The organism is Nonomuraea basaltis (assembly GCF_005893125.1).
Lineage (GTDB): Bacteria > Actinomycetota > Actinomycetes > Streptosporangiales > Streptosporangiaceae > Nonomuraea > Nonomuraea basaltis.
Genome location: NZ_VCJS01000009.1, coordinates 46,511 through 70,556 on the forward strand (window position 1 = coordinate 46,511; position 24,046 = coordinate 70,556).

Below are 24,046 nucleotides of genomic sequence, written 5' to 3' on the forward strand. Positions count from 1 at the left end.
ACGGGACTGGTGGTGATCATGCGGCACGCCCTAAGATCAGCGTCTTAGCTCTTTGGGGAGATACAGACGCCTGTGTTCCTCCTTGCGACCTGGCAGGTGCATATGGGCCCGCTGTCGAAATCCGATCCCCAGCAGATCGGCGGGTTCCTGTTACGGGGACGGCTCGGCGCCGGCGGGATGGGCCGGGTCTACTTCGGCGTGTCCTCCGCGGGAGAGCCGGTCGCGGTCAAGGTGATCAATGACGGGCTGCTGGACGACCGCCACATCAGGGAGCGCTTCGCGGCCGAGGTGCAGGCACTGAAGACGGTGTTCGGGCCGAGGGTGGCCGCCCTCGTGGCCGCCGATCCGCTGGCGGAGCGGCCCTGGCTGGCCGTGGAGTTCGTCCCCGGTGACACCCTCCAGCAGCACGTCGCCGCCAAAGGACCGTTCGAACCGCGGCTGGCCGCCATCCTCGGAGCCACGCTGGCCGAGGGACTGTCCACGATCCACGCCGCCGGGCTGCTCCACCGCGACATGAAGCCGCACAACATCATCATGGCCCCCGACGGGCCCATGGTCATCGACTTCGGCCTCGCCGTGCTCGCCGAGCGGAAACAGGTGCTGACCGAGACGGGAACCATGATCGGCACGCTGGTGTGCATGTCGCCCGAGCAGGCGAAGGGGGCGCGGGAGCTCACCGCGGCCAGCGACGTGTGGGCCCTCGGCGCCACGCTCGCCTACGCGCTCACCGGGCGGTATCCGTTCGAGGCGGCCAACGCCGCCGCGCTGGTCTACCGCATCATCGCGCCGGACGTGGCACCGGACCTCGAGGGCGTGCCCGCCGACCTCAAGAGCCTGCTGGAGGCCATGCTCACCGTCGAACCGGCGGTCCGTCCAGGGCTGGCGGAGGTGACCAGGCACCTGGTCGGGATCGTCACCGCCGCCGGCCTCACAGCGACACAGGCGCGCGAGATGCTGGCCGCCGCGACGTTCTCCGGCACCCAGGTGCCCCGGCAGGAGCCTCTGGTCGAGCGCGTCACCGCGCCCATGGCCGTGGAGCGCTCCAATCCGGCGGTGTTCTGGCCGTTCGTGGGGCGGCGCGGGGAGCTGGAGCGGCTCGACGACGTCCTCGCCTCGGGGGCCTGCGCCGCCGTGCTCGTGACCGGGCCGTCGGGCGTGGGCAAGACCCGGCTGGCGGAGGAGTTCGTCGCCCAGGCCAGGTCGCTGGGGCACGGCGCCGCGCACATCGCCGCCACGGTGAGCGCCTCGGTCGTGCCGCTGTCGGCACTCGGGCCGATCATGCCGCCGGGGACCGACCTCGCCGATCCGCACGCGCTGTTCGACGCCGTACGGTCGAGGATCGCGGCACTCGCCGGGAACGGCCGCTTCGTCCTGGCCGTCGATGACATCGACCTGCTCGACCCCACCTCGCTCGCCCTCCTGGCGTACCTGCTGGCGGACGCGCGGCTGTTCCTGATCGCGACGAAGCGCAGCGAGGCGGGAACGCCCGACGCGCTGGAGGCGCTGTGGCGCAAGGGCAGCGCCCTGCACGTCGAGCTGCGGAATCTCGACAGGGAGGGCACGGAGACCCTGCTGCACCTGGCGCTTGGCGCGCCCGTCGCCGCCGCGGCGGCCCACGCCCTGTGGGAGGCCAGCCAGGGCAACGTGCTCTACCTGCGGGAACTGGTTCTCAGCGGGCAGGCGGACGGGACCCTGGACGACGCCGACGGGGTGTGGCGGCTGCGCGGCCCCCTGCGGCTCGGCTCGGGGGTGAGCGGCCTCGTCTCCGACCGGCTCCGCCGGCTGTCCCCGCAGGAGCGCCGCGTCGTCGATCTGCTCGGGCTGTGCCAGCCGCTCGGCCTGGACGACCTGCTCGCCCACACCACCCTGGACGTACTGACGCGCCTGGAGGACCTGGGCCTGATCACCCTGCGGGAGGACGGCCGGCGGCAGGAGATCACCCTGGCCCATCCGCTGCACGCCAAGGTGCTGCGTGAGTCGCAGTCGCGGCTCGCGGCGCGTTCACTGCTGCTCGACGAGGTGGCCAGGGTGGAGGCGTACGGCGCGCGGCGGCGCGCCGACCCGCTGCTGCTCGCCTCGTGGCGGCTGGACGCCACCGGCACCGCCGACCCCGAGCTGCTGACCCGCGCCGCGCGGCTGGCCAGGTACTCCCATGACATGGCCAGGGTGGAGCGCCTGGCCAGGGCGGCGCTGGTACACGGAGCCGACGCCCGCGCCGCGCTCTATCTGGGCGAGTCCCTCGGCGAGCAGGGTCGCTACGCCGAGGGCGAGCAGGTGCTGCGAGCCGCGTTCGAGCACGCCCGCGGCGACGACCTGGAGTCCGTCGCCGGCTCCCTCGCGCTGAACCTGTTCTACGGGCAGGGCCGCGCCGAGCACGCGATGGCCGTGGTGAACGCCGCCGCGCGGGAGGCCGGCGGGACGCCCGGGCTCGCGGCGATCCGGGCGCTGCTGCTGGCCGCCGACGGCAGGCCGGCCGAGGCGCTGGCCGAGGCGGGGAAACGCGAGCCGGAGTCGCCGCGGCAGCGGGTGCTGTGGCTGCGCGCCCGCGCACAGGCCTTGCTGGACGGCGGCAGCGTCGTGGAGGCCGCCGAGCTGGCCCGCCGGGTGTACGAGGAGCACCGCAGGATCGACGACCGCACGAACGTGTCGCACCCCGCGGGCGCGCTGCTCGCCCTCGCCGGCGCGCTGCTGGAACAGGGCGCGTTCGACGAGGCGGAGCAGACCGTACGGCAGGCGCAGGAGATGGCGCTCGCCGACGACGTGAGCTCGCTCGACATGTGGCTGCCGTGGCAGCTCGGCCGGATCCTGCTCGCACGGGGCCGCCCGGCGAGCGCGGCGCGGCAGTTCCGCGAAGGGCTGGCCCAGGCGCGGTCGAGCGGTCATCCGGTCGCCGAGCGCGTGCATCTCGCCGGCCTGGTGCTCGCCGATGCCTGGTTGGGGCGGCCGGCGGAGCCGGAGCTGGCGGGACGGCTGACGGAGCTGGACGCCCTGCCGTTCCGGCATCAGGACGTCGACAGGGCCGGGGCGTGGGCGCTGGCCGCCGCGGGGCGCCTCCCCGAGGCGCGTGCCCACCTGCACGCCGCCGCGCGGAGCCACCTCGCCGCCGGCCGGCTCACCGCCGCGACGACGCTGCTCTACGACGTGGTACGGCTCGGCGAGACGGTCACCTCCCTGCCCCCGATGCAGGGCGAGTACGCCGCCGCCAGGGCCGCACACGCCGAGGCCTTCGCCCGGCGCGACCCGGCCGGCATGGCCGCCGCGGCAGGACGGCTGCGCACGCTCGGCGCCGGCCTGCTCGCGGCGGAGGCCCTGTCCGCGGCGGCGGGACTGGCCGGCCACCGCACCGCGGCGCGATATCTGATCGCCGCGGACGAGCTAAGGGAGCAGTGCGAGGGCGCGCGGACGCCCGGGCTGGCGGACCCGGAGGGCGCCGCCATACTGACCGGACACGAACGGGACGTGGCCCTGCTGGCGGCCAGAGGGCGGACGCAGCCACAGATCGCCGGCAGCCTCGTCATGCCGGTCCACACGGTGGGAGATCACTTGCGCAGCGTTTACCGCAAGCTCGGGGTGGAGACCCAGGCCGAGCTGGCCGCGCTGGTGGTCGAGGAGGCCTGCCCGTGATACCGGAGCAGGTCACGATCGTGACCAGGGGAATCGCCGAGCTGCGGCCGCGGCTGGAGGAGATCGCCGACGACTTCTACAGGCGCCTGTTCGACCGGCATCCGGAGCTGTGGCCGCTGTTCCCCACCGACATCTCCGTCCAGCGGCGCAAGTTCGCCGACGAGCTGGAGATGATCGTCCGTGCGATTCCCGACTTCGGGTCGTTCGCCGAGCGGGCCCGCCACCTCGGCGCCCGGCACGCCGGGTACGGGGTGCGCGTCGCCCACTACGCGCACGTCCGCGCGGTGCTGTTCGAGGTGATCGCCGCCGCTCTCGGCGACGGCTGGACGGAGGAGGCGGAGGCCGCCTGGCGCAGCGCCTACAACCTGATCACCGAGGCCATGCTGCTCGGCGGCGCGCCACCCGCCGGCCGGAGGAGACTGCGCGGGGTCAGGTAGCCGGCCGCGGCGATCTCGCCGCCGGCCTTTTCAGTGCCACCTTGTCCAGATGTGGATATTCGTGTCAATCTAGCGCCCTCATCCCCGTCTCGTCCTCTGCACCATCCGCCGCAAGGGGAGCCGCCGTGCGCGTCCAATTAGTCGTCCCAGTCGCCGCCCTGCTGTTCTCGCACGTCTCCGCGGCACAGGCCGCCGACGTCGTGGAGTACGAGTGCACCACCACCGCCTCCAACGACAGGCAGAACATCAAGGTCGACGTCGAACTGACGGTCCCCGCCGGCGTCGGGGTGGACGAGAACCTGACGATCGGCTGGAAGGGCTCCTACTCCGGGGGAACCGAGCTGCTCGCGCCCACGACGGGCCTGGAAGACGGACTCAACCTGTACGCCTACGCCGGCATCCGCGGGATCGACAAGCTGACCTCGGCCACCGGCGTGGCCCAGCTCGGCACGATCACCCCGGGAGCGCGCATCCCCCTCCCCACGACGACCGTCAATCTGACGACGACGCCCCAGGAGGAGGGCGAGGGCACGGTGCACGCGGCCGCCATCAACTTCGGCCCCAGCCCTCAAGAGCCCGTGATCGAGTGCGAGGTCCTCAACAAGAGCGCTTTGACGGAATACCCCCTCAAGGTCGGCACAGGCGACGGCACGACCACTCCCAGCTCCACGCCCAGCCCCAGCACCACCGAAACGGACGACGGGGACAACGAGGACAACGGGGACGACACCACGACCCCCGAGGTGACCACCACCGTCACCACGACCACAACTCCGGAGGGAGGGGTCGATACCGGAGGTGGCGGCGAGGCCGGGCCGGACGGGCGAGCGGTGATGCTGGCCGGCTCCCTGCTGATCCTGGCCGCCGGCGCCGGTCTGTGGCTACGCAGGCCCAGGCCCGCCCCGTGAACGGAGGGCCGGCCCCGCGCGGCCGGCCCTCCGCTGACGCTGCCCCTGCCTTCAGCGAGGTCAAGGGTGACCCCGCTGTCGCATTTCGGGCAAGGTTAGCCTAACCTAATCCCCATGACCGAGGAGATCTCCCTCCGCGGCGCGGAATTACGCCTCAGCTACCACGGGACCACCGTGGTGGAGGACGGCCACATCGCCCTGCGGCCCGGCCACGTCACCGCCCTGGTGGGCCCGAACGGCAGCGGCAAGTCCACGCTGCTGCGCGCGCTGGCCAGGCTGCACCGCCCCGACAGCGGCGCCGTGACGCTGGCCGACGGCACGGCCGCGCTGGATCTTTCCGCGCGCGACTTCGCCCGGCGGGTGACGCTCCTGTCGCAGAGCCGCCCCACGCCGGGCGGGCACCTCCTCGGTCGGCGCGCTCGACCTGCTGGCGCTGCCGTTCGGCGGCAGCGACGAGGCCGCCCGCGTCCTGTTGGCCTCCCGGCTGCCCCGGCTGCTGGCGTTCGTCGCCGTCGGCGTCGCGCTGGGAGTGGCGGGCTCGCTGCTGCAGTCGGTCGCCCGCAACCCGATGGCCTCGCCGGACACGCTGGCCATCAGCTCCGGCGCCCACCTTGCGGTCGCCTCGGTCGCCGTGTTCGGTCTGGCGCTGCCGGTGGCGCTGTCGGGCGGGCTCGCGCTGATCGGCGGCCTGGGCGCGGCCGGCCTGGTGATGGCGCTGTCGGCGGGCGGGCGCTCCGGCACGACCCGGCTGATCCTGGCGGGCTCGGCCACCGCGCTGGCGTTCCAGTCGCTGACCAACCTGCTCATGATCCTTTTCGAGGAGGAGACCACCGGGCTGTTCGCCTGGGGCAGCGGGTCCCTGGTGCAGAGCGACTTCGGCGCCGTCGCCCAGTTCGGCCCGGTGATCGCGGTGGTGCTGGTGGCGGCGATGCTGGCCGGGCCGCGGCTGGACATCCTCGGCCTGGGCGACGACACCGCCTCGGTGCTCGGGGTGAACGTGCACCGGCTGCGGCGGTGGCTCACCCTGCTCGCCGTCCTCCTGTCGGCCGCCGCCGTGACCATCGCGGGGCCGATCGGGTTCGTCGGGCTGTGCGCGCCGGTGATCGTACGCCTGCTGCCCAGGTCCATTCCCGGTTTGCACCGCAACCGTACGCTGCTGCCCCTGTCGGGGCTGGCCGGCGTGCTCATCGTGCTCGGCTCCGACATCGCGCTGCGGGCCGCGCTGGGCGCGCAGGCCGGGGTGGAGGTGCCGCCCGGCGTGGTCACCACGCTGCTCGGCGCGGCGGTCATGATCTGGCTGGCCCGCCGCTACCGCGACGCGGGACCGACCCGCCGCCCGCCGGCCGTGCGCACCGGCGCCACTCGCTCCCGCACGGTCTTCCTCGTCGTGGCCGTCACGTGCGCCGCCCTGCTGACCGGGGCCCTGATTCTCGGCCTGCTGGGCGGCGACCGGTGGCTGCTGGCCGGAGACGTCATGAACTGGCTCCAGGGCCGCACCGGCCGCGCCCTGACCTTCGTCCTCGACCAGCGCTGGCCGCGCGTCCTCGCCGCCGCCCTGGCCGGGACCGCATTGGCCGTCGTACAGGCCGTGTGCCGCAACCCGCTCGCCGAGCCCGGCGTGCTGGGCGTCACCGCCGGTGCCGGCGTCGGCGCGATCTCACTGCTGGCCCTGGCCCCGGTGGCGGGCATCTGGGCGATGTCCGCCGCGGCCGGCGGGGGCGCGCTGATCGCCTTCGCCCTCGTGTACGTGCTGTCCTGGCGCGGCGGCGGCCTCAGCTCCGACCGGCTCGTCCTGATCGGCATCGGCGTCCAGGCCGCCTGCACCGCCATCACCATCCTGATCATCGTCAAGTCCGACCCGTGGAACACCGCCATGGCCCTGACCTGGCTGTCCGGCTCCACCTACGGCCGCATCCCGGCCCAGCTCATCCCCGTCACGCTGGCCCTCCTGCTGGTCACCCCGTTCCTGACCTGGCTCCGCCGCGACCTGGACCTGCTGTCCCTGGACGAGGACACGCCCCGCATCCTGGGCGTCCCCTTGGAGCCGGTCCGCCTGGCCGCCCTGTCCGGCGCCGTGCTCCTCACCTCCACGGCGGTGTCGGCGGTCGGGGTGGTCGGCTTCGTCGGCCTGATCGCCCCGCACGCCGCCCGCGCCATGGTCGGCGCCCGCCACTCCAGGGTGCTCCCGGTCTCGGCCCTCCTCGGCGGCCTGCTGGTCAGCCTCGCCGACACCCTGGGCCGCACGGTCATCGCCCCGGCCCAAGTCCCCGCCGGCCTGGTCACGGCATTGATCGGCACGCCGTACTTCGTCTACCTCCTGTGGCGCGCCCGCGCCCACACCGCGTAGCGGCCCGCCGTACGGCCTGCTCGAACGCGAGCAGGTCGAGAAGGCCAGAACAGCACCGCGGCCCACCATCACGAATCAGGCAAACTGGTCGAATGATGTCGACTGATCATCGACCGGCCACGCCGTTCGAGGAGCAGCTGTGGGCGGCCCACCAGGACGGGCAGGAGGCCCTGTGCCTGAGCCTGCTCCGCGATGCGGATCTGGCACTGCCGATCACCGCCGCCGCGGCGGCCGGGACCGAGGCCCCCGCCTGGGCGACGGCCATCGACGCCGAGCGGACCTGGCTGCTCGCGTACACCTCCGTCGAGGCGATGCGGCTGGCCACCGGCGGTGTCGCCGCGTACTGCCGGGTCGTCTCGCTGGTCGAGTTGGCGGCAGGCTGGCCGGACCCGAGGTGGGGCCTGGCGATCAATCCGGGGTTGGCGGCCGCCTTCACACTGGAGTCCGGAGCGGTGGCCAGGCTGGCGGTGCCCACGCTGGCCCAGGACCTTCTGCTTGATCCCGCGTCAGGGGTGCCGGCGGTCCAGAAGCTGCTCTCCCCCGCCGACGTCCGGGACGTCCTGGCCGAGGGCGAGCCGAGGATCTCCGGCTACTGCCATCACGCCCTGGACGTCTCGCACATCGCGACGCCTGCCGTGCTCGCCGCGGCGCTGGGGCAGCCGGACATGGTGACCGACAAGGGCTCGCTGAACATCCTGCGCTGGCGCCCCGCCGGCCTCGCCCTCTACCGCACCGCCTTCGGCGGGACCGACGAAGAGAGCAGGGCCGCGGTGGCCGGCTGGGTGATCGAGGAGCCGCCGTTCGTGGGGATGGGCCTGGTGCCGAGCGTCGATCACGTGATCCGCGAGTACAAGGTGTACGGCGTGGGCCTGCCGCACGGCGCGGAGATCTGGGAGCTCACCTCCAGGGGGACCGAGCACCGCCGCGCGATGTACCACGGCGACCTGCGGCGGTGGCTGCTGGTCGGGACGCGAGCGCGATGAGCTGGCACTTCTACCGGGCCCGCTGGCGGGGCATGGACTACGTGGCCAGCCCCGAACCGCACTCGCTGGAACTGTGGGTACGGCTGCGCAGCCCGGTGCCGGCGGACGGTTTCGACGAGATCGAGCCCGGCTGCCACGTACGCACGGTGCCCGCGGCGGAGTGCGCGGCCCTGCACTTCGTGACGACGGTGTGCCGCTGGCGGGGGGAGCAGTTCCACGTGCACGACGAGCGGGACGGGCGCCTGCTGCTCGAATACCTGGGCGGATCCGCGCTCGCCGCGCGCGAGCTGGGAATGGAACGGATCGAGCGGGGGGTGTACCGCCTCTGGGTGCCCCGCGAAGAGGTCACCGACCTGAGCGAGCACGCCGCGCCACTGAATGTCGGGAATCAACACTTTTGATAGCGCTCTTGTCTTTTGATGTTCATGTGACGGAAACTAACGGGTAACGCAAGAGCGTCGGCGGGGACGCATATGGCTTCAGGGGGTGTTCATGGAGTCTGGCTTCAGGGGGTGTTCATGGAGTCGTCCGGCCAACCGGATGCGGCGGCGATGAGGGCCTATGCCGACGAGCTGCGCGACATGTTCCAGCGGATCAACGACGCGGGCCTGGAGCTGCATGCCGAAGCCAGAGCGGTCCAGATCACCGAGAAATCGCGTGATGGCCTGGTGTCGGTGACGGTCGGCGCGCGCGGCCAAATCGTCGGGCTCGACCTCGACCCGCGCATCTACCGGCGGACCGACGCGCGGCACCTGGCCGACACGATCATCGACACGGTTCATCGGGCGGCCGCCAGGGCTCAGGAGCGCATCGCGGAGATCTTCGACCCGGTGATCCCCCGTGCGGAGCTCATGGCGCACCTCGACGGCGATCTCGAAACCGCCATGACGCGGCTCGCCGACCGGATGGAGGGCATGAAGTGAGGCTCTGGGACGGCACGGAGATCGTCAAGCCCATCGTGGACCGGGGCATCTTCCTGTGGTCGACGATGGCCGGGGACCTCGAACGGGAGTCGTCGCGCGTGATCACCCAGGTCGAGGAGGCCCTTGCCGCCGCTCCGTGGGGCTCCGGCGCCGAGGGCCGGGCATTCCAGGCCGCCCACTTCCGCGACGACGGCCCGAACCGGATGCTCACCCAGTGCGCCCAGCTCACCAAGGAGATCGCCGACATGGGGAGCAGGGCGCGTATAACCGTCGACAACACCCTGCAGACAGACGCCGCCATCAAGCAGGACCTGGCGGCCGGGCTGACGATGGTGATCTGAGACCCGAGACGTGGCGATCAACGGCGATATCGGAGTCCATGGCACCGGCAGCCAGGACGCCGGCGGCCAGGCGACCGTGCAGCCTGCAGTCCCCATCGACAGGGACGTCCTCCCGGCATGGGAGACCGAAGCGCTGCCCGGCTGGGTCGTCTACTGGCTGATCCCCATGCTGTCGGCCGGGCAGAAATGGCCGGAAGCCAGCGAGAGCGGCCTGTCGAAGCTGGCTCAGGCGTACGACGGCCTGGCCGAGGGGGCCATCGGCTCCATGCCTGGCGCCGGCACCGCCGCGCGCGTCCTCGTGACCGGCTGGGCCTCACCCGCCACTGCGGACTTCGTCTACAGAGCCAAGTTCCTGTACGGCCACGAGGCCGGAATGGCGGGGGTGTCCGGGAACGCGCGGGCTTACTCGCAGCAGGCCAGCAACTTCGCCGTCGAGACCCAGTACTCCAAGCTCTCGATCAACGTGGCCTTCTGGGTGACGGTCGTCGCCATCGCCATCGCGCTCATCGCCGCCTTCTTCACCGCCGGGTCCACCACCGCGATCGTCGGGCCGTACGCGGCCGGGGCCCGCGCGGCCATCAGCCGGATCCTCGTCAGGCTCGCGACGCTGGGGGGCCGGGGACTGGGCACGACGCGACTGGCCGGAGTGACCACGCTCAGCGGCGCCACCGGGCCCGGCGTCATCGCCAGGCTGCTTGGCACGTCGATCGGCCGGGAACTGGTCGAGGAGATCGGCGAGGAGTTCTTCATCGACGCGGTCGCCCAGTACCAGCAGATCCAGATGGGCACGCGGAAGGAATGGGACTGGCAGAAATCCCAGGCCGCGATCATCGGCGCGGGCGCCGGAGCGATCATTGGCACGAAGCTGGCCGGGCCCATGTCAGACATCACCAGTCATGTGCCGGGATTCGCCGGCCGCGCGCTGACCACCGGCCTGACCAATACGATCGCCTCCCCGGCCGGCAGCTTCATTGCCAACGGCGTGGTCTACGGCCAGTGGCAGAACCCGTTCACGGCCGATTCCATGCTGGGCGGCTTTCTCGGCGGCGCCGGGCGTACCGGAACGATCAGCCCGTTCAATCCCGACGTCTACACCGCGCTGACCAACCCGTTGACCTCTCTCACCTCCGCTTACGACGCCGCCGCGCGCACCGACGCCGCCCGCGCGGCAGGCAATCCGCCTGCGGATCCGGCAGGCGGGAACCCGTCCAGCGGTGGCCCGAACGGGGGCGGTGGCCAGCCCGGCATGCCCGGGTCCGCGCCCCAGCCCGATCCCGCGACGCCCGCGCCGGCGAGGTCCGGCAGAACAGCCTCCGCGCCGGCTGCACCCCCGGACCAGGGGACCAGCAGGACACCGGGCACCACGTCGTCCACCACCGGACGGGACGACGACAGCAGGCGCGCGGCCCCCGCGCCGGACACGGACACGGCCTCGCACAGGCGCGGCTCCACTACGCCGGACCACGATGATCAGGGTCAAGCCGGCTCGCGTCCAGAGGTATCCGGGCAGGCCGGCGCCACACCACAGCCCACCGGCGAAGTGACGCCACAGTCCGGGCCTGACACCGCCCGGACGGCAGGGAACCCTCCGCAGGACACCTCCGGGACGGCAGAGCCAGAGCCCCACGCGCACAGCGCCGCGACGCCGGCGCAAACGCCGGACGGCACCACCGCACAGCCGGACAGCGGCCCCGCACAATCAGACGGCAGCCACACACAACCAGACGGGCCGCCCGCACAACCGGACAGCAGCCACACACAACCAGACGGGCCGCCCGCACAGCGGGACGACCGACCCACACAGCTTGCCGACCTGACGGGGGCCGCCGCATCCGCCCCCGAGCCCATGACTGCCGCCGTCCGTGCCCGTACAGCGCTGATCGGCGCGATCACCGTGGACTTCCCTGACGCGGTGATCAGCCCGACGGGCGATCTCCTCCTCTCCTCCACCAACGGCGTGCGCACCGGAGCTCAGATTTCCGCCGCCACCATGAGCCGCATCCGCGCCGCCCTGGACACCCGGGCCGAGCAGGTCCAGAACCTCGCGGACCTGCAGGCCGAGGCGACCGCCATGCTGCTGGTCGCCCAGGCCGGGGAAACTGCCGCCCCCCGAACGGACTCCGCCCCCGACAGCGGCCCCGCCGCCGCGCCGGCGTACGCGAGCAAACCGGGGACGGTCACGTCGAGGCCGGTCCCCGGCACCAGGTACGTGACCGACGGCCGGCTGGGTCCCGACCTGGATCTCGACGAGGTGCTGGCCGCCGCCCGCGAGCTGCTCGAACACCACTTCCTGGACCAGGGCGTAACCGGCTTCACCTGGTCGGACGACGGCCAGACGCTGGCGGTCCATACCGAGACGAACGGCACCCACTATTTCCGCCCCGTCGTCGGCGGCCTGTCTCCGGACCTGATGGGCCAGACCAAGATCAAGGCCGGCACGGACGAGAACCACCCACACCTGGTCCACTTCGGCCCGCGCATCGCGCCCGACCAGGTGTCCAGGGTCTGGCTGCACGAGATCACCGACACCCTGCAGGAGGTGCGGTCCGCCGGCCACGGCAAGCGGAGGAGAATCCTGCCGGGCCGGCGCGGCGCGGCCACGCAGAACGCGTGCGTGGCCGCCCGGTTCAACGAGCTGGCGTTCCTGACCCACAAGTGGCAGCAGGCGCCGACGCTCCAGGAGAAGCGGCTCCTCGCCGTCGACATCGACGGCGTGGCCCGGGAGCTGAGCGGACGCGGTCACACGCCGCCGCTGCCGCCCTGGGCGCCCACTCAAGCCACCAGGCCGCGGCGGACACCGGCCTTACCCGGCGATCACCCGTCCGCGCAGGACGTACAGGCCGTCATCGACGCACTCGTCCAGGCTGAGCAGGCGATCCAGCAGCAGATCGACGCGAAGCGGAGCAGCAGCGATGCGGCGCGCGAGCAGGCCAAGCAGGCCACGCGGCGGAAGCGGAAGGCGCTCAGGCAACACGACCAGGGCCGGTTCAAGCGGGCCGGCGACGCGCGCCGGGAGAACCAGGCGCACCGAGCCACGCAGACGCGGCACACCAGGATCGCCAACGCGTACGCCCCCGCGCTGGCGCAGGCGGCGAAGGCGAGGCAGGCCTACGAGCAGGTGCTCGCGGCGATGAACCAGGCGGGAAGACCCACTCAGCCTGGGGAGGTGAGCATGGCCACCGTCAGCAGGTCGCTGACGGCCAAGGCCACCCGGCTCCACCAGAGCTATCTGAACGCGCTGGCCGCGGCGCTGCCGCAGGAGGCCAGCCTCTCCACGGCCATGCCTACGGGCCGGCTCCCTCATCTGACCACCCTCACCACCACCGTCAACGAGATCCTGGGCCGCAACGGCGCCGGTCACAAGTTCACCCCGGACGAGCTTGAGCGCGCCCTGCGGGCCGACTTCCACAAGGCCGTCTCCCCGGACGGCGTCGTGCTGCGCGTGGGCCGCGGCAGCACGGCGGCGGAGGTTCGGGTCAGGCTCACTCTAACCGACCTGGTCGAGGTGCTCGACCCGGCCATCAAGGCGTCGGAGATGATGGTGGGCCTGTTCTTCCAGTCGGCCCGGACGGTCTCCGCCACCGCGTCGGGCAGCGTTGGGCTGCCCCTCGGTTTCAACACCGCGGCCCTGGCACAGCTCATGCCCGAAGGCGAGTGGCCCAGGGCGCTTGCCGAGCTGGTGGGTGTCGGCCTCGGGGCCGCCGCCGGGCGCAACTGGTCGGCGTCGGGCGGCGCGGGGATGTTCGCGCAGGGAGGCTCGGTCGCGGACAACAGGAGCGAGTCGCTGCTGTTCGAAGCCGCCGCGACCTGGACCGTGGAGGTCCGGACGGGGAAAGAGACGGGCTGGCGGGAGACCACGGTGGTGGACTCCGGCGCACCCGGTGACGCCGCCGCGCAGCGGCTGTGGATCTCGCACTCCTACACCGACCAGCCGCCGCGCAAGCTGGCCCGGATCGACGACGCCAAGCGGGACCCCAAGCTCCCCAACCACGTCATCTCCGGCATGACGGGCCTGGAGGACGCGCTCGGCGAGCTCACCGCCGCGCTCGGCGGAGAGTACGCCCAGGTCGGGGCCGTGGCCCACGACGAGCTGCGCATGTTCGTGACGGACGAGCTGCCCCACCGGCTGCGCGACGCGGTCAACAACGGGCTGGATCGCGTCTTCACCAAGGACGGCGAGCCGCACGCGAGGGTACGCGCCGAGACCAGGGTCGTGCTCGTGGAAGCCGAGCCGCTGGGCGGGCCGAGCGCCGAAGAGTGGGAGGAGGAGGTGCTCGTCGACTTCGTCGCCGTGCCCGGCGGGGCCTCGTCCGGCGGGTCGCTGGAGGGGAAAGTCTCGGCCGGCGTCACCGCGACCGTCAACGGCCCGGGCAACTACGAGCCGAGCATCGGGCCCAAGGTCAAGGGAGCCAGGTCGGGGTCGCGGTCGTACGCGGCCACCGCCAACAAGCAGGCGATCCACCCGAGCGTGCACAGGAAGACCAGTCCGAAGCAGAGCTACCGGGTCGCGCTGGAGACCACGTTCATCGTGGAGACGTTCGGCAAGCCGCCCGTCGAGCTGACGCCGATGCGCGGCACGGCGGTGGTCAGCATGCGGGAGTCGGCCGCCTACCGCTTCGGCCTGCCCGTCGACAGCTCGGCGCTGGTGTATAAGGACGGCCGGCCCCTGACCGACGCGGACGGGAACCAGGTGCTGCGCGGCGACCCACGGCCCACTCCGCCACCGGGCCGCAAGGCCGAGCTGCCCGACTGGCTCGGCGACGGCCCGGGCCAGATGCGTGGCGCGGGGCCCGCCCTCGTCCAGGACATCAGCGGGCTGGACGAGGTCAGGCAGAAGGTGCTGGACGAGCTCGCCGACCGCGGCATCGTGCCGAAGATCGTGGACGGCGTGCCGCAGTACTCCTCCAACCGGCTCGAGCGCGCCAGCCAGATACTCAACCTGCAGGAGGTCACGGAACAGCTGTCCGAGCACCGGATCAGATCCGCCTACGACTCGCTGGCGCAGGACGGCATCCTCGTCGACCTGGTGCTGCACGGCCTGAACAGCGCGCCGGAGCACTTCATGATGCGGGTTTCGCTGAAGCAGGACTTCGGGGACTCGCGCTACATCGGGTACACGGAGTCGGAGACCGTGGTCAACCTCGACATCGGCTCCGACACCTCGGCCCGATCCGTCAGCCGGTCCACGACCTACTCGGGCGGCTTCTCCGTCGTCGAGGGCGATGGCCCCGGCGAGGGCCAGGACGGGCTGTCGCACGAGGCGAGCGTCAACGCCGGCGGCGAGCGCAAGCGTACGGCGGGCTCCAACGTCGGCAGCACGGTCAACGTGGTGACTCTGCAGGAGAGCACCGGTCCGGTCGCGATCTTCTCGCTGGCCCACGAGCTGAGCGTCGAGCTCCTGCACGACGGCGAGTCGACGCCGCTGGCGTCCGGCAGGGGGAGGGCCAAGCTGCTGTTCGCCGCCGAATTCCTACGGCCGGAAACCGAGCAGGCGCCCGCGCCGCTGGGGAAGATGTCCAGCAAGCTGCTGTCCAGCGCGCGGCTCCTGCACATGGACGTGCGCGACGTGCTTCCCGCCGCGGAGGGGGTGCTGCCGAGGGGGATGCGCGCGGATTCCGTCGCGTACCAGACCCACACGGCGTTCCTGAACGTGCGCAACCTCGTCGCCCACCCCAAGTTGCTGTCCAGACCGCTCCCCAACGACCTCGCGCTCAGCACCCGGGGATTGCCCACCCGGTCGAAGCTGCCGGTAGTCGGGGAGGTCGGCGAGGCGGAGGTGCTGTGCGTCGTCAACCAGGTGAGCGGCAATATCCTCTTCGGGCTCGGCAGCGCCGGCGTGTCCTGGGGCGGGTCGTCCGGCCACTCCGCCGGCGCCTCGGCGAACCTCACCGACCTCGACGACGACGGGGAGTCGAGCGACGGCGGGGAGTCGAGCGACGGCGGCACGCTCTCCCTGCCCTCCCGCTCAGGAGGCACCGCCGACTCCACCTCGATCCTCGACATCTGGGGCACCGAGGAGCTCACGATCGAGTTCGGCCGCCAGTACATCGTGCGAGCCCCCGTGGACCTCACCCTCACCGGCTCGGAGAGCGCGGCGCAGGCGCTGCCGCTGGCGGACCGCCTTACGCCCGGCAAGACCCTGGCGGACACGGCGCAGGGCACCGCGCTGTTCTCGATCCCCGAGTTCGACGCGCTCGTGATGTACGCGGAGGGCGAGCTCGCGCTGCCGGGAGCCCTGGTGGGCGACGCGGTCGAGTGTTTCCTCAACGGCAGCATGACCCTCGACCGAACCCTCGCCGTGCCTCTGGTCCAGCGGTACCTCAAGGACATGGCCCAGGCCGGGCCCGCGAATCCGGGGTTCGCGAGGCGGCACACCCCGCAGGCCCTGCTCGCCAAGATCAGGGAGGTCGCGGGTCTCGGCCCGGCGGCGACCACGGCCCAGCAGGGCAACGAGAGACAGCAGCTCGACCAGACACTGAGCGAGGCCGCGGACCTGATCGAGCGCTCCAGCGACGTCGTGCTGGCCCCGTCGTACGACCGGGCGACGAGCATGGGCGCGGCCAAGTCGCTCGACTTTACCGACGAACAGGGCAATCCGGTCGACATACGGAACGCGGTGCTGGACGCCGTCCGCGCCGCCGACCCCAAGGCGCTGGACGGGAGCCCGACGCTGAGCGAGGAGCTCGACGTCGACTTCTCCAGCGACTCCGCGCTGATCCACATCACCGACATGTGGTCGCCGCGCGGTTTCGAGAAGAGCTATCACTTGCAGGCCGACCCGCAGGTGAGGCGGGCCGAGGAACTGACGGTCCGGACCCGGCTGGTCTACGCCGACGCCGCGGACTCCCGCCGGGGCACCCTCCTCACGCACACCTCGCAGGCCGGCGTCATCGTCCAGCACTACCGCTACATCGATCTGTCGCACTCTGAGGCGTACAACGGCTCCTACTCGGCAGGGCTGGACCACGGCGCCGCGGACGAGGGCGGCGGGCACGGGATCGGCGTGTCGACGGACCGGGGGCGCTCGTACTCGGGCTCCGTCAACCAGCAGGGAATCCGGCTGCAGCGGATGGCCGTCTTCAACGGCCTCAACCGGGTCCGGCAGAAGATGACCCTGGTCATCGAGGTCGAGCGCAGGCCGGTGCGCGCGCGCACGATCCCGGCGAAGGTGGACCGGTGGATCGGCGTGCTCCGGGGCAGGCACCGCACGCCTCCCCCGGTCACGTACGGCGCCTCGCTCGTACGGAGCATCCCGACCGGCATGATCCGGCCCGTCGCGGAGGATCCGGGACCGCTCGTCGTCGTGCCCGATCCCCGGCAGGTCGAGCTGCACCCCGGCCACTTCCCACAGGCGCTCTGGGAGGACCCGCACGGGCCGAGCCTCTTCGAGGTGGTCACCGCCCAGCTCGGGAAGATGCTGGGCGCCAAGACGGTCGAGGAGCACCGATCCGAGTTGGTCGCACGACTGTCCCCGTCGGCCCTGCTGACCGGCTTCGAGCGGATGGCGGGGGCCGCGGGCGACATCGCCGTGCGGGTGGCCAGGCAGAAGTTCAAGGACCAGGGCGCCGAGGTCACGATCCAGGCCCGCATGTCGGACCTCACCATCGTCGCCGGGCCTTTCGAGGCCGAGAGGGGAGAGGTCGACAGGAAGGCCGACGCCCAGAACGCGACCGTGTCCCGGAGCCGAGTGCTGCCCGTCAGCATGAGCGGCAGCGCGAGGCACGGCGACTCGGGCCTCGACGGCGGCATACGGACCGGCGAGCAGGCGTCGGAGAGCGTGACCGACCACCACGGGGCGCGCCGCGAGCGCAGCATGTTCGCGAAGGGCACCGCCGCCTACACCGTCCGGTTCAGAGTCGACTACGACCTGACCTTCCAGCACGTCGCGCGGCTGCGGGACGGCAGCGAGCGCGCCGTCGGAGATCCTGCCCACCTTCCGTTCGCCGCCGGCACCCAGGTGGACGTGATGCTCTTCGAGGACGAGATCGATGAGCTGCGCTCCCGGATGGAGTCGAACGTGCGGCTCGCGCCCCCGCGCTCCGGCGATCCCGGATGGACGACGTTCACCTTCGTCCCCGGCTCCGGCTCCCAGAGGCCGATCCAGGTCCTGCAGGCCGCGCGCCTGGCCGCCCGAGAGCGCGGCGCGGTGGCCCGCGTGGCGGTCCGGGAGGCGGACGGCCTCCATCGCTACCGGGCCGCTCCCGACGGCACCGTGCACAGCGAGACCCCCGACGGGGGGTTCGCCGAGGCTTTCGCCACCCTCTCCCCGGCGCTGCTTGACGCGGCCGACCGAGCCGGCGTCGACCTGCGCCACGTCTTCATGAGCTCTGCGGAGCCCGGCACGTTCGCCCGGCAGGTCGAGGCCGACCTGACGGCGCGCGGCGTCCCCGTGGCGGGCCCGGACAAGCCGGCCTGGCCAGCCCGCCAGCCGGCGTCGAGCTCGCCGGTGGGCGGGAGCGTCGCCCAGGGGATCACGTCCGTGAGCTCTCCCGCGATCGAGGGCACGCCGTTCAGCAGGTCCGGCCGGCCCGCCGGGGATCCGGACCTGGCCCTGGCCGAGGTACGCGCGCAGCACGTCTTCGCGGCCGACGTGGGCGGGGTCGGCGCGCACCTGTCCTGGTCCGCGGACGACCAGCTGACCCTCCAGCTGCCCGCCGCGCCCGACCAGCACGTCCGCGTGCTGATCAGCGACCCGGGGGAGGGCTTCAACGCCGCCACCGAGCTGCACGCGGGGACGGAGGAGGATCCGCACGTCATGCGCGTCTGGCCGAGGGTGCACCCGGACGCCGTGTCGTCGGTCCTCGTGCACGAGCTCTCGCACGTCGCGCAGGCCGCCGCCGCGACGGCGGCGGGCGCGCCGCAGGGCGTGATCAGGACGTCGCTGTCGGACCACCAGGCCGAGGGCACGGACCTTTGCCTGACTCCCCGCCTGGACGAGCACGCCCATCTGTCGCGCAAATGGCGGGCGGCCACCGACCCCGCCGTACGCTCGCGCCTGGCCGACGCGATCGACGCCATCGGCGCGGACATCGAACGCCGCGGCCACACCCCGCCCCCGCCTCCGTGGGGAACGGGGCCGCGCGCACCGGCCGACGCCCAGCCGCAGGGCAGGATCGCGAGGCTGCTCAATGGCGGAACCACCGCCGGGCTGGACACCTCGGCGGCCGGGCTCGCCAGGCTGGCGGAGATCGCCGGCGTCGCCGAGGTGGCTCCGGTGGCCGGCCACGCGGGCGAGTTCACCGTGACCACCAGCGGCGGGGCCTTCACGCTGGTGCTGGACGCCGCAGCGCAGAATGCCACGGAGGTGAGCGTCGGCTCGCAGACGCCGGACCGGCTGGCGCTCCAGGTGCCCGGTGGAGGGAGGCACACAGGCGTCGTCGCTGTGGCCGAGCAGATCGCGGCACACGCGGCAACGCTGGCCGGCCGGCTGCCCGGCCGAGCACTCGGGCCAGGACCGATGACGCCCGGAACGGGCCCTACGGCGCCAGGCCAGGCGCTCGGCGTACCCGACGCCGTGACGCTCGCGAGGCTTCGCGGGCTGGCCCTCGCGGTCTCCGAAGCCGGGCCGGTCGGCGCGGCCGGCGCTGCGGCCGCGCTGCGCACCGCGGCGGAGCGGGCAGGTGTGGCGCCGGGCCAGGCCGGGGCGGCCCCCCGGTTGCTGGCGCTGGCGCGGGCCGGCGAGCTCTCTCCCGCTCACGTCGCGGCGATCCGTGGCCACGAGACGCTGCCGGAGGCGGCCGCGGCCAGGGCCATCGAGCGCGGAGCGGCGCTCATGGGCGCCCGGGTCCACGCGTACGGTGCCGGCCTGGCGGACATCGTGCTGCCCGGCCGCGCGCCCATCCCCGTCGAGGTGAGGCCGGCCCAGGCCGGTGACCCCGAGCCGGGCATGCTGACCTACCAGGTGGACGGCCGCCTCACGATCGGCGCGAACGAGCGCGCCGCCGCCGCGACGGCCGCGGGAGCGGTCGCCCGGGCGCTGGGCGCGGCGGCAGGCGATCACGAGGCCCTGGCCGAGCTGTACGAAGCCGTGCGCCAGGTGCGAGCGGCCACCCCGGCGCAGCGGCCGGCACGGCTGGGCGTGCTGCACGGCCTGCTCACCACCACCGATCCGGAGGTGTGGCGGCTCATCCCGGAACCGCTGGCCGCCGAACTCGGCACGCTGGCGGGCGGTCGACGCCCCCGGGACTGGCCCGCGCACCTGAACCGCCTCCGCGCGCTCGCCAACGCGACGGGCTGGTACCCGCCGGAAATGGAGTGCCGGTGCCCTGCCGGCGTGCCGTGCGTGTGCGGCCGCCGCCCCGGACCGCAACGGGTCCGGGCGTGAGCGGGATCACGCATTCCGGCATGATGGGACTCCCGAAGAGAGGACGGCTATGGCATTCGCGGTGGCGCGGACGAGGGATGAGGCACACCTCTACCTCGATCTGCACCCGTGCGCTTGCGGGTCGGTGGACACCACCTGGCAGAGCGGGCTGGTCAGCGTCGAAGGAGGGCTGGCCAACCGCTATTCCGGCACGTGCGAGGAGTGCGGGACACGACGGGAACACCTGTTCGGGCTGCCGGAGCGTCCTGTGATGCCCTCCGGATATCCGACATTCGGCGGGGCGGAGCCATCGGAGCTGCTCGACGCGGGTGAGTGGCTGTGGGTGGCCGACCTGACGGCGGGCAACGTCCCGGTGGACGACGAGGCCGAGGCCCGGCGCGCGCTGAAGATCGCGACCGCGGCCGTCGAGGAGGTCGTCAAGTTCGTGCCGCCCGGCGCGGACGCGGTGCCCGACGACGGGTTCTGGTCCGAGCGCGGGCAGCGGATACGAGCGGCCGAGCCCGGCAGGTTCCAGCTCGACCGGCTGCTGGTCGTCAGGGACACCTACCAGGACCTGGCGGGCCGGCATGCCTGAGCGCGGTCTCGCACGTTCACTCGTGGAGTCGTACGTCTACCTCGACCTGGTGGCTCACGGTGGCGAGACGGGCGCGTCGCGCCAGGCGGTGGTCACACAGGAGGAGGACGGCTGGCTGCTGCGTCTCGGCGACGCGGAGGTTCTCGTCCCCTTCGAGGCCGAGGCAGGGGCGAGACAGGAGGAGCTGACCTTCGGCTTCGGCCTCTCCGAACTGATCGACCCCGGCCAGTGGGTGCTCATCGCCGCCACATACGCGAGCAGGGCCTTGGAGGGCGGACTCCTCTTCGCCGTCGATCCCTCGGACGCCGGGGCGTTCGACAAGGTGGCGGCCGACTGGCGCTTCGCCGCCGACGCCGTGGCCGAGGCGCTGAAGTTCTTCCCCGACGGCGCCGCCGAGCTGGCCCCGGAGGCGTTCTGGAGCGAGATGGGCAGGTCGCTCCGGGAGTCCGAGCCCTATCGGCTCACCAGGAGGAAGCTGGAGAGCGACCTCGCCTTCTACCGCCAGAGCCTGGACGACTTCCGCCGCCTCCACGCCCGCTGACCGCCGGTCGGATGAGAGCGCTCACTGCTTCCACCCTGTGACGCCTTGGTCACACGATCAACCTCCGGCTGCGGCGGCGTTACGGTCACCACGAATCGAAAGACGGCCGGAACGACGCCGACGGCACGCTCGACTCCTACAACGTCAAGAGGGAATGAAGCTGACGCTCTACCTGGGCGCCGCGGGCCCATGCCGAAGGGAGCGTTAGGCGTCCTGCTGACGGCCGCGCTCATGGTCGCCAGAACACGGGACGTGTCCGGCTCCGACGCGCCACCGACGATCTGAAGGAGGGCGATCCCGCACGAGACAGGCATACCTTGATACCCGACGACACTCTGCGAACCGGTGAGACGGACGTCGAACGAGCCAAGCCGCCCAAGCACGTTCCGCGTCGTGGCCGGCGGCGCCTGCGCAGGGCCCTGCGGTGGACGGCCGGTGTGGTCACGGCGCTGGCACTCGTGGTCTCCGCGCTGGTGGTCTGGTCGGTGCGGCGCGGCTTCCCCCAATACTCCGGGCAGCTCTCACTGACCGGGCTCACGGCACGGGTGACCGTCTACCGCGACGCCTACGGCGTGCCCCAGCTGCATGCCAGGTCCGCGGAGGATCTGTTCAAGGCGCAGGGCTACGTGACCGCCCAGGACCGCTTCTGGCAGATGGACTACCGCCGCCACCTCACCTCGGGACGGCTCGCCGAGCTGTTCGGCGACCCGCTCGTGCCCACCGACGCCTTCCTGCGCACGCTGGGCTGGCGGCGCGTCGCCGAGCGCGAATGGGCGCTGATCTCCCCGGAAACGCGGAACTACCTGCGCGCCTACGCGGACGGCGTCAACGCCTGGATCGCCGCGAACGGCGGCGCGGACCCGGCGGGCAAGGGCCTGGAGTACACGCTGGTCGGCCTGCAGAACTCCGCCTACACGGTAGAGAAGTGGGACCCGGTGGACTCCCTCGCGTGGCTCAAGGCGATGGCGTGGGAGCTGCTGGGCAACATGGACGCCGAGATCGACAGGTCACTCCTGCTGGCTCACGGGCTGAGCAGGAGCCAGATCGAGCAGTTGTACCCGCCTTACCCGTACGCGAGGAACAGTCCCATCTCCGGCGACAGCGCGTTCCACACCGGCGTGACGGCTCCGGCGGCGTACTCCCGCCCAGGCGAACGCCTCTCCCGCCAGGCGGCGCCCGCGCTCGCCGCGCTCGGTGACACGATGCGGTCCCTCCGGCTGCGGCCGTGGAAGGACCCCGCCGGCATCGGGTCGAACGCCTGGGCCGTCAGCGGCGCGCACACGGCGTCGGGCAAGCCGATGCTGGCCAACGACCCACATCTGGCGGCCTCCATGCCGGGGACCTGGTACCAGGTGGGGATGCGCTGCGACTGCTCGTACAACGTCCAGGGCCTGTCGATGCCCGGGGTTCCCGGGGTGGTCATCGGGCGCAACGATCGCATCGCCTGGGGCCTGACCAACCTGGCCGCCGACGTGACCGACCTCTACCTGGAGAAGGTCAAGGACAACCGCTACTTCGACGGTACGGCGTGGCGCGACCTCACGACGAGGCAGGAAGTGATCAAGGTGGCCGGCGGGAGACCAGTCGCCATCACGGTGCGAGCCACCAGGCACGGCCCGCTCCTGTCCGACCGCAGGCCCGACATGCTCGGGGTCGCGGCGCGGCCGCCCATCGACCCGTCGGGCAGACCGCTGAGCAACGTCACCCCGGCGCTATTGAGCGACGTCACTCCGGGGCCGCTGCCCAGCCTCGATACGGGCGAGCCCGGCGTGCCCGCGCAGGCGGCGGCGCGGCCGTACGCCGTGGCGTTGCGCTGGACCGCGTTCGAGCCTGGCCGCACGATGGACGCGCTGTTCGCCGTCAACACGGCGGCGAACTGGACGCAGTTTCGCGCCGCGGCGGCGCTGTTCGACGAGCCCGCCCAGGACATGGTCTACGCCGACGTGGACGGCCACATCGGCTACCAGGCGCCGGGGCGCATACCGATCCGCACCAAGGGCGACGGCAGGTGGCCGGTGCCGGGCTGGGACCCCGCCTACGACTGGAAGGGGCGCATCCCCTTCAACGAGCTCCCGAGCGTGTTCGACCCGCCCGGCGGCGTCATCGTGACCGCGAACCATGCCGTCGCAGGACCGGAATACTCCCACCTCATCACCGCCGACTGGACCTACGGCTACCGGGGCCAGCGCATCCTCGACCTGCTCGCCGAGCAGACCGCACGCGGCAAGCTCGATGTCGCGGCCGTGCGGCGGACGCAGTTCGACAATCGCAACGGCTTCGCGCCCGTGGTGGTACCCGCGCTGCTGGCCGCGCCTCTCGGCGGTGACGCCACCGTCGCGCGGGCGCGGGATCTGCTGAAGGGCTGGGACTTCCAGCAGGATGCCGACTCGCCCGCCGCGGCCTTCTACAACGCCACCTGGCGGCACTTGCTGGGCCGTACCTTCGACGAGTTGCCGGAGGATCGCCGCCCGAGTGGCGGCGATCGCTGGTGGGAGGTCGTCAGACCGCTGATGGAAGAGCAGGCGTCACCGTGGTGGAACGACAGACGCACCGCGAAGACCGAGTCGATGAACGACATCCTCGCCGCCGCCATGAGCGACGCGGCGGCCGAACTCACCGACCGGCTCGGCGCGGACCCCGCCGGCTGGCGCTGGGGCGACCTGCACACGCTCACGCTCCAGGGATACGGGCCAGGCCAGTCGGGCATCGCGCCGGTCGAGTGGCTCTTCAACCGCGGTCCCGTGCCGATCGCGGGTGGCAGCGACGCCGTCAACTCCACCAGCTGGTCGGCGGGCAACGACTATGAGGCCGGCTTCGTGCCCACGGCGCGAATGATCGTTGACATGTCCGATCTTGACGGCTCACGCTGGATCCAGCTGGCAGGCGCCTCCGGGCATGCCTTCCACGACAACTACGGCGACCAGCTGGACCTGTGGCGTACCGGAAGGGACACGCCGATGCCGTGGACGCGACAGCGCGTCGAGGCGGCGGAGCACGTCCTCACCTTGGCGCCGACCTCTGTCCGATGAACCTCGCCCCCGGCG

12 protein-coding genes and 1 pseudogene are annotated in these 24,046 nt (G+C 72.3%); all 13 read left to right on the plus strand.

What is annotated here, in order from left to right:
- Positions 1 to 72 precede the first annotated feature (72 nt).
- The 13 genes and pseudogenes from EJK15_RS06220 (at position 73) to EJK15_RS06280 (ending at position 24,031) form a co-directional block, all read left to right on the plus strand.
- Complete coding sequence (locus EJK15_RS06220; protein ID WP_138709398.1) at positions 73 to 3,624, plus strand: serine/threonine-protein kinase; 3,552 nt, start codon at positions 73 to 75, stop codon at positions 3,622 to 3,624.
- On the plus strand, positions 3,621 to 4,061 hold the full coding sequence (locus EJK15_RS06225) for a globin domain-containing protein (protein ID WP_171074142.1): 441 nt from the start codon (positions 3,621 to 3,623) through the stop codon (positions 4,059 to 4,061). Before EJK15_RS06220 ends, EJK15_RS06225 begins: the two co-directional genes overlap by 4 nt.
- 125 nt (positions 4,062 to 4,186) lie before the next feature.
- The gene (locus EJK15_RS06230; protein ID WP_138709400.1) at positions 4,187 to 4,969 is read left to right on the plus strand and encodes a hypothetical protein; all 783 of its coding nucleotides are present in this window, start codon (positions 4,187 to 4,189) and stop codon (positions 4,967 to 4,969) included.
- A gap of 114 nt (positions 4,970 to 5,083) precedes the next feature.
- Positions 5,084 to 5,290, plus strand: a pseudogene (locus tag EJK15_RS06235) (ATP-binding cassette domain-containing protein); the annotation flags it as partial.
- 112 nt (positions 5,291 to 5,402) lie between these two features.
- Positions 5,403 to 7,316, plus strand: a complete 1,914-nt coding sequence (locus tag EJK15_RS06240) for an iron ABC transporter permease (protein WP_240776805.1) — start codon at positions 5,403 to 5,405, stop codon at positions 7,314 to 7,316.
- Positions 7,317 to 7,408: 92 nt separating this feature from the next.
- On the plus strand, positions 7,409 to 8,299 hold the full coding sequence (locus tag EJK15_RS06245; protein WP_138709452.1) for an SseB family protein: 891 nt from the start codon (positions 7,409 to 7,411) through the stop codon (positions 8,297 to 8,299).
- Positions 8,296 to 8,700 (plus strand): hypothetical protein, encoded by a 405-nt coding sequence (locus EJK15_RS06250; RefSeq protein ID WP_138709453.1) that lies wholly within the window; start codon positions 8,296 to 8,298, stop codon positions 8,698 to 8,700. The genes EJK15_RS06245 and EJK15_RS06250 overlap by 4 nt, the downstream gene beginning before the upstream one ends.
- Positions 8,701 to 8,817: 117 nt before the next feature.
- On the plus strand, positions 8,818 to 9,222 hold the full coding sequence (locus EJK15_RS06255; protein WP_138709402.1) for a YbaB/EbfC family nucleoid-associated protein: 405 nt from the start codon (positions 8,818 to 8,820) through the stop codon (positions 9,220 to 9,222).
- Positions 9,219 to 9,563, plus strand: a complete 345-nt coding sequence (locus EJK15_RS06260; protein WP_138709403.1) for a hypothetical protein — start codon at positions 9,219 to 9,221, stop codon at positions 9,561 to 9,563. The genes EJK15_RS06255 and EJK15_RS06260 overlap by 4 nt, the downstream gene beginning before the upstream one ends.
- Positions 9,564 to 9,573: 10 nt before the next feature.
- Complete coding sequence (locus EJK15_RS06265; RefSeq protein WP_138709404.1) at positions 9,574 to 19,887, plus strand: WXG100-like domain-containing protein; 10,314 nt, start codon at positions 9,574 to 9,576, stop codon at positions 19,885 to 19,887.
- Positions 19,888 to 19,936: 49 nt separating this feature from the next.
- Positions 19,937 to 20,461 carry a hypothetical protein gene (locus EJK15_RS06270; RefSeq protein WP_138709405.1) on the plus strand — a complete coding sequence of 175 codons (525 nt, stop codon included), beginning with the start codon at positions 19,937 to 19,939 and terminating at the stop codon, positions 20,459 to 20,461.
- On the plus strand, positions 20,454 to 21,002 hold the full coding sequence (locus tag EJK15_RS06275; protein ID WP_138709406.1) for a hypothetical protein: 549 nt from the start codon (positions 20,454 to 20,456) through the stop codon (positions 21,000 to 21,002). The genes EJK15_RS06270 and EJK15_RS06275 overlap by 8 nt, the downstream gene beginning before the upstream one ends.
- A 317-nt stretch (positions 21,003 to 21,319) precedes the next feature.
- On the plus strand, positions 21,320 to 24,031 hold the full coding sequence (locus tag EJK15_RS06280; protein ID WP_240776803.1) for a penicillin acylase family protein: 2,712 nt from the start codon (positions 21,320 to 21,322) through the stop codon (positions 24,029 to 24,031).
- The last annotated feature ends 15 nt before the right edge of the window (positions 24,032 to 24,046 follow it).

Bases quoted from the DNA above. Each gene is read 5' to 3' on its own strand.
- EJK15_RS06245 (WP_138709452.1), top strand. From the start codon at position 7,409: ATGATGTCGACTGATCATCGACCGGCCACGCCGTTCGAGGAGCAGCTG.
- EJK15_RS06275 (WP_138709406.1), top strand. From the start codon at position 20,454: ATGCCTGAGCGCGGTCTCGCACGTTCACTCGTGGAGTCGTACGTCTAC.
- EJK15_RS06250 (WP_138709453.1), top strand. From the start codon at position 8,296: ATGAGCTGGCACTTCTACCGGGCCCGCTGGCGGGGCATGGACTACGTG.
- EJK15_RS06255 (WP_138709402.1), top strand. From the start codon at position 8,818: ATGGAGTCGTCCGGCCAACCGGATGCGGCGGCGATGAGGGCCTATGCC.
- EJK15_RS06270 (WP_138709405.1), top strand. From the start codon at position 19,937: ATGGCATTCGCGGTGGCGCGGACGAGGGATGAGGCACACCTCTACCTC.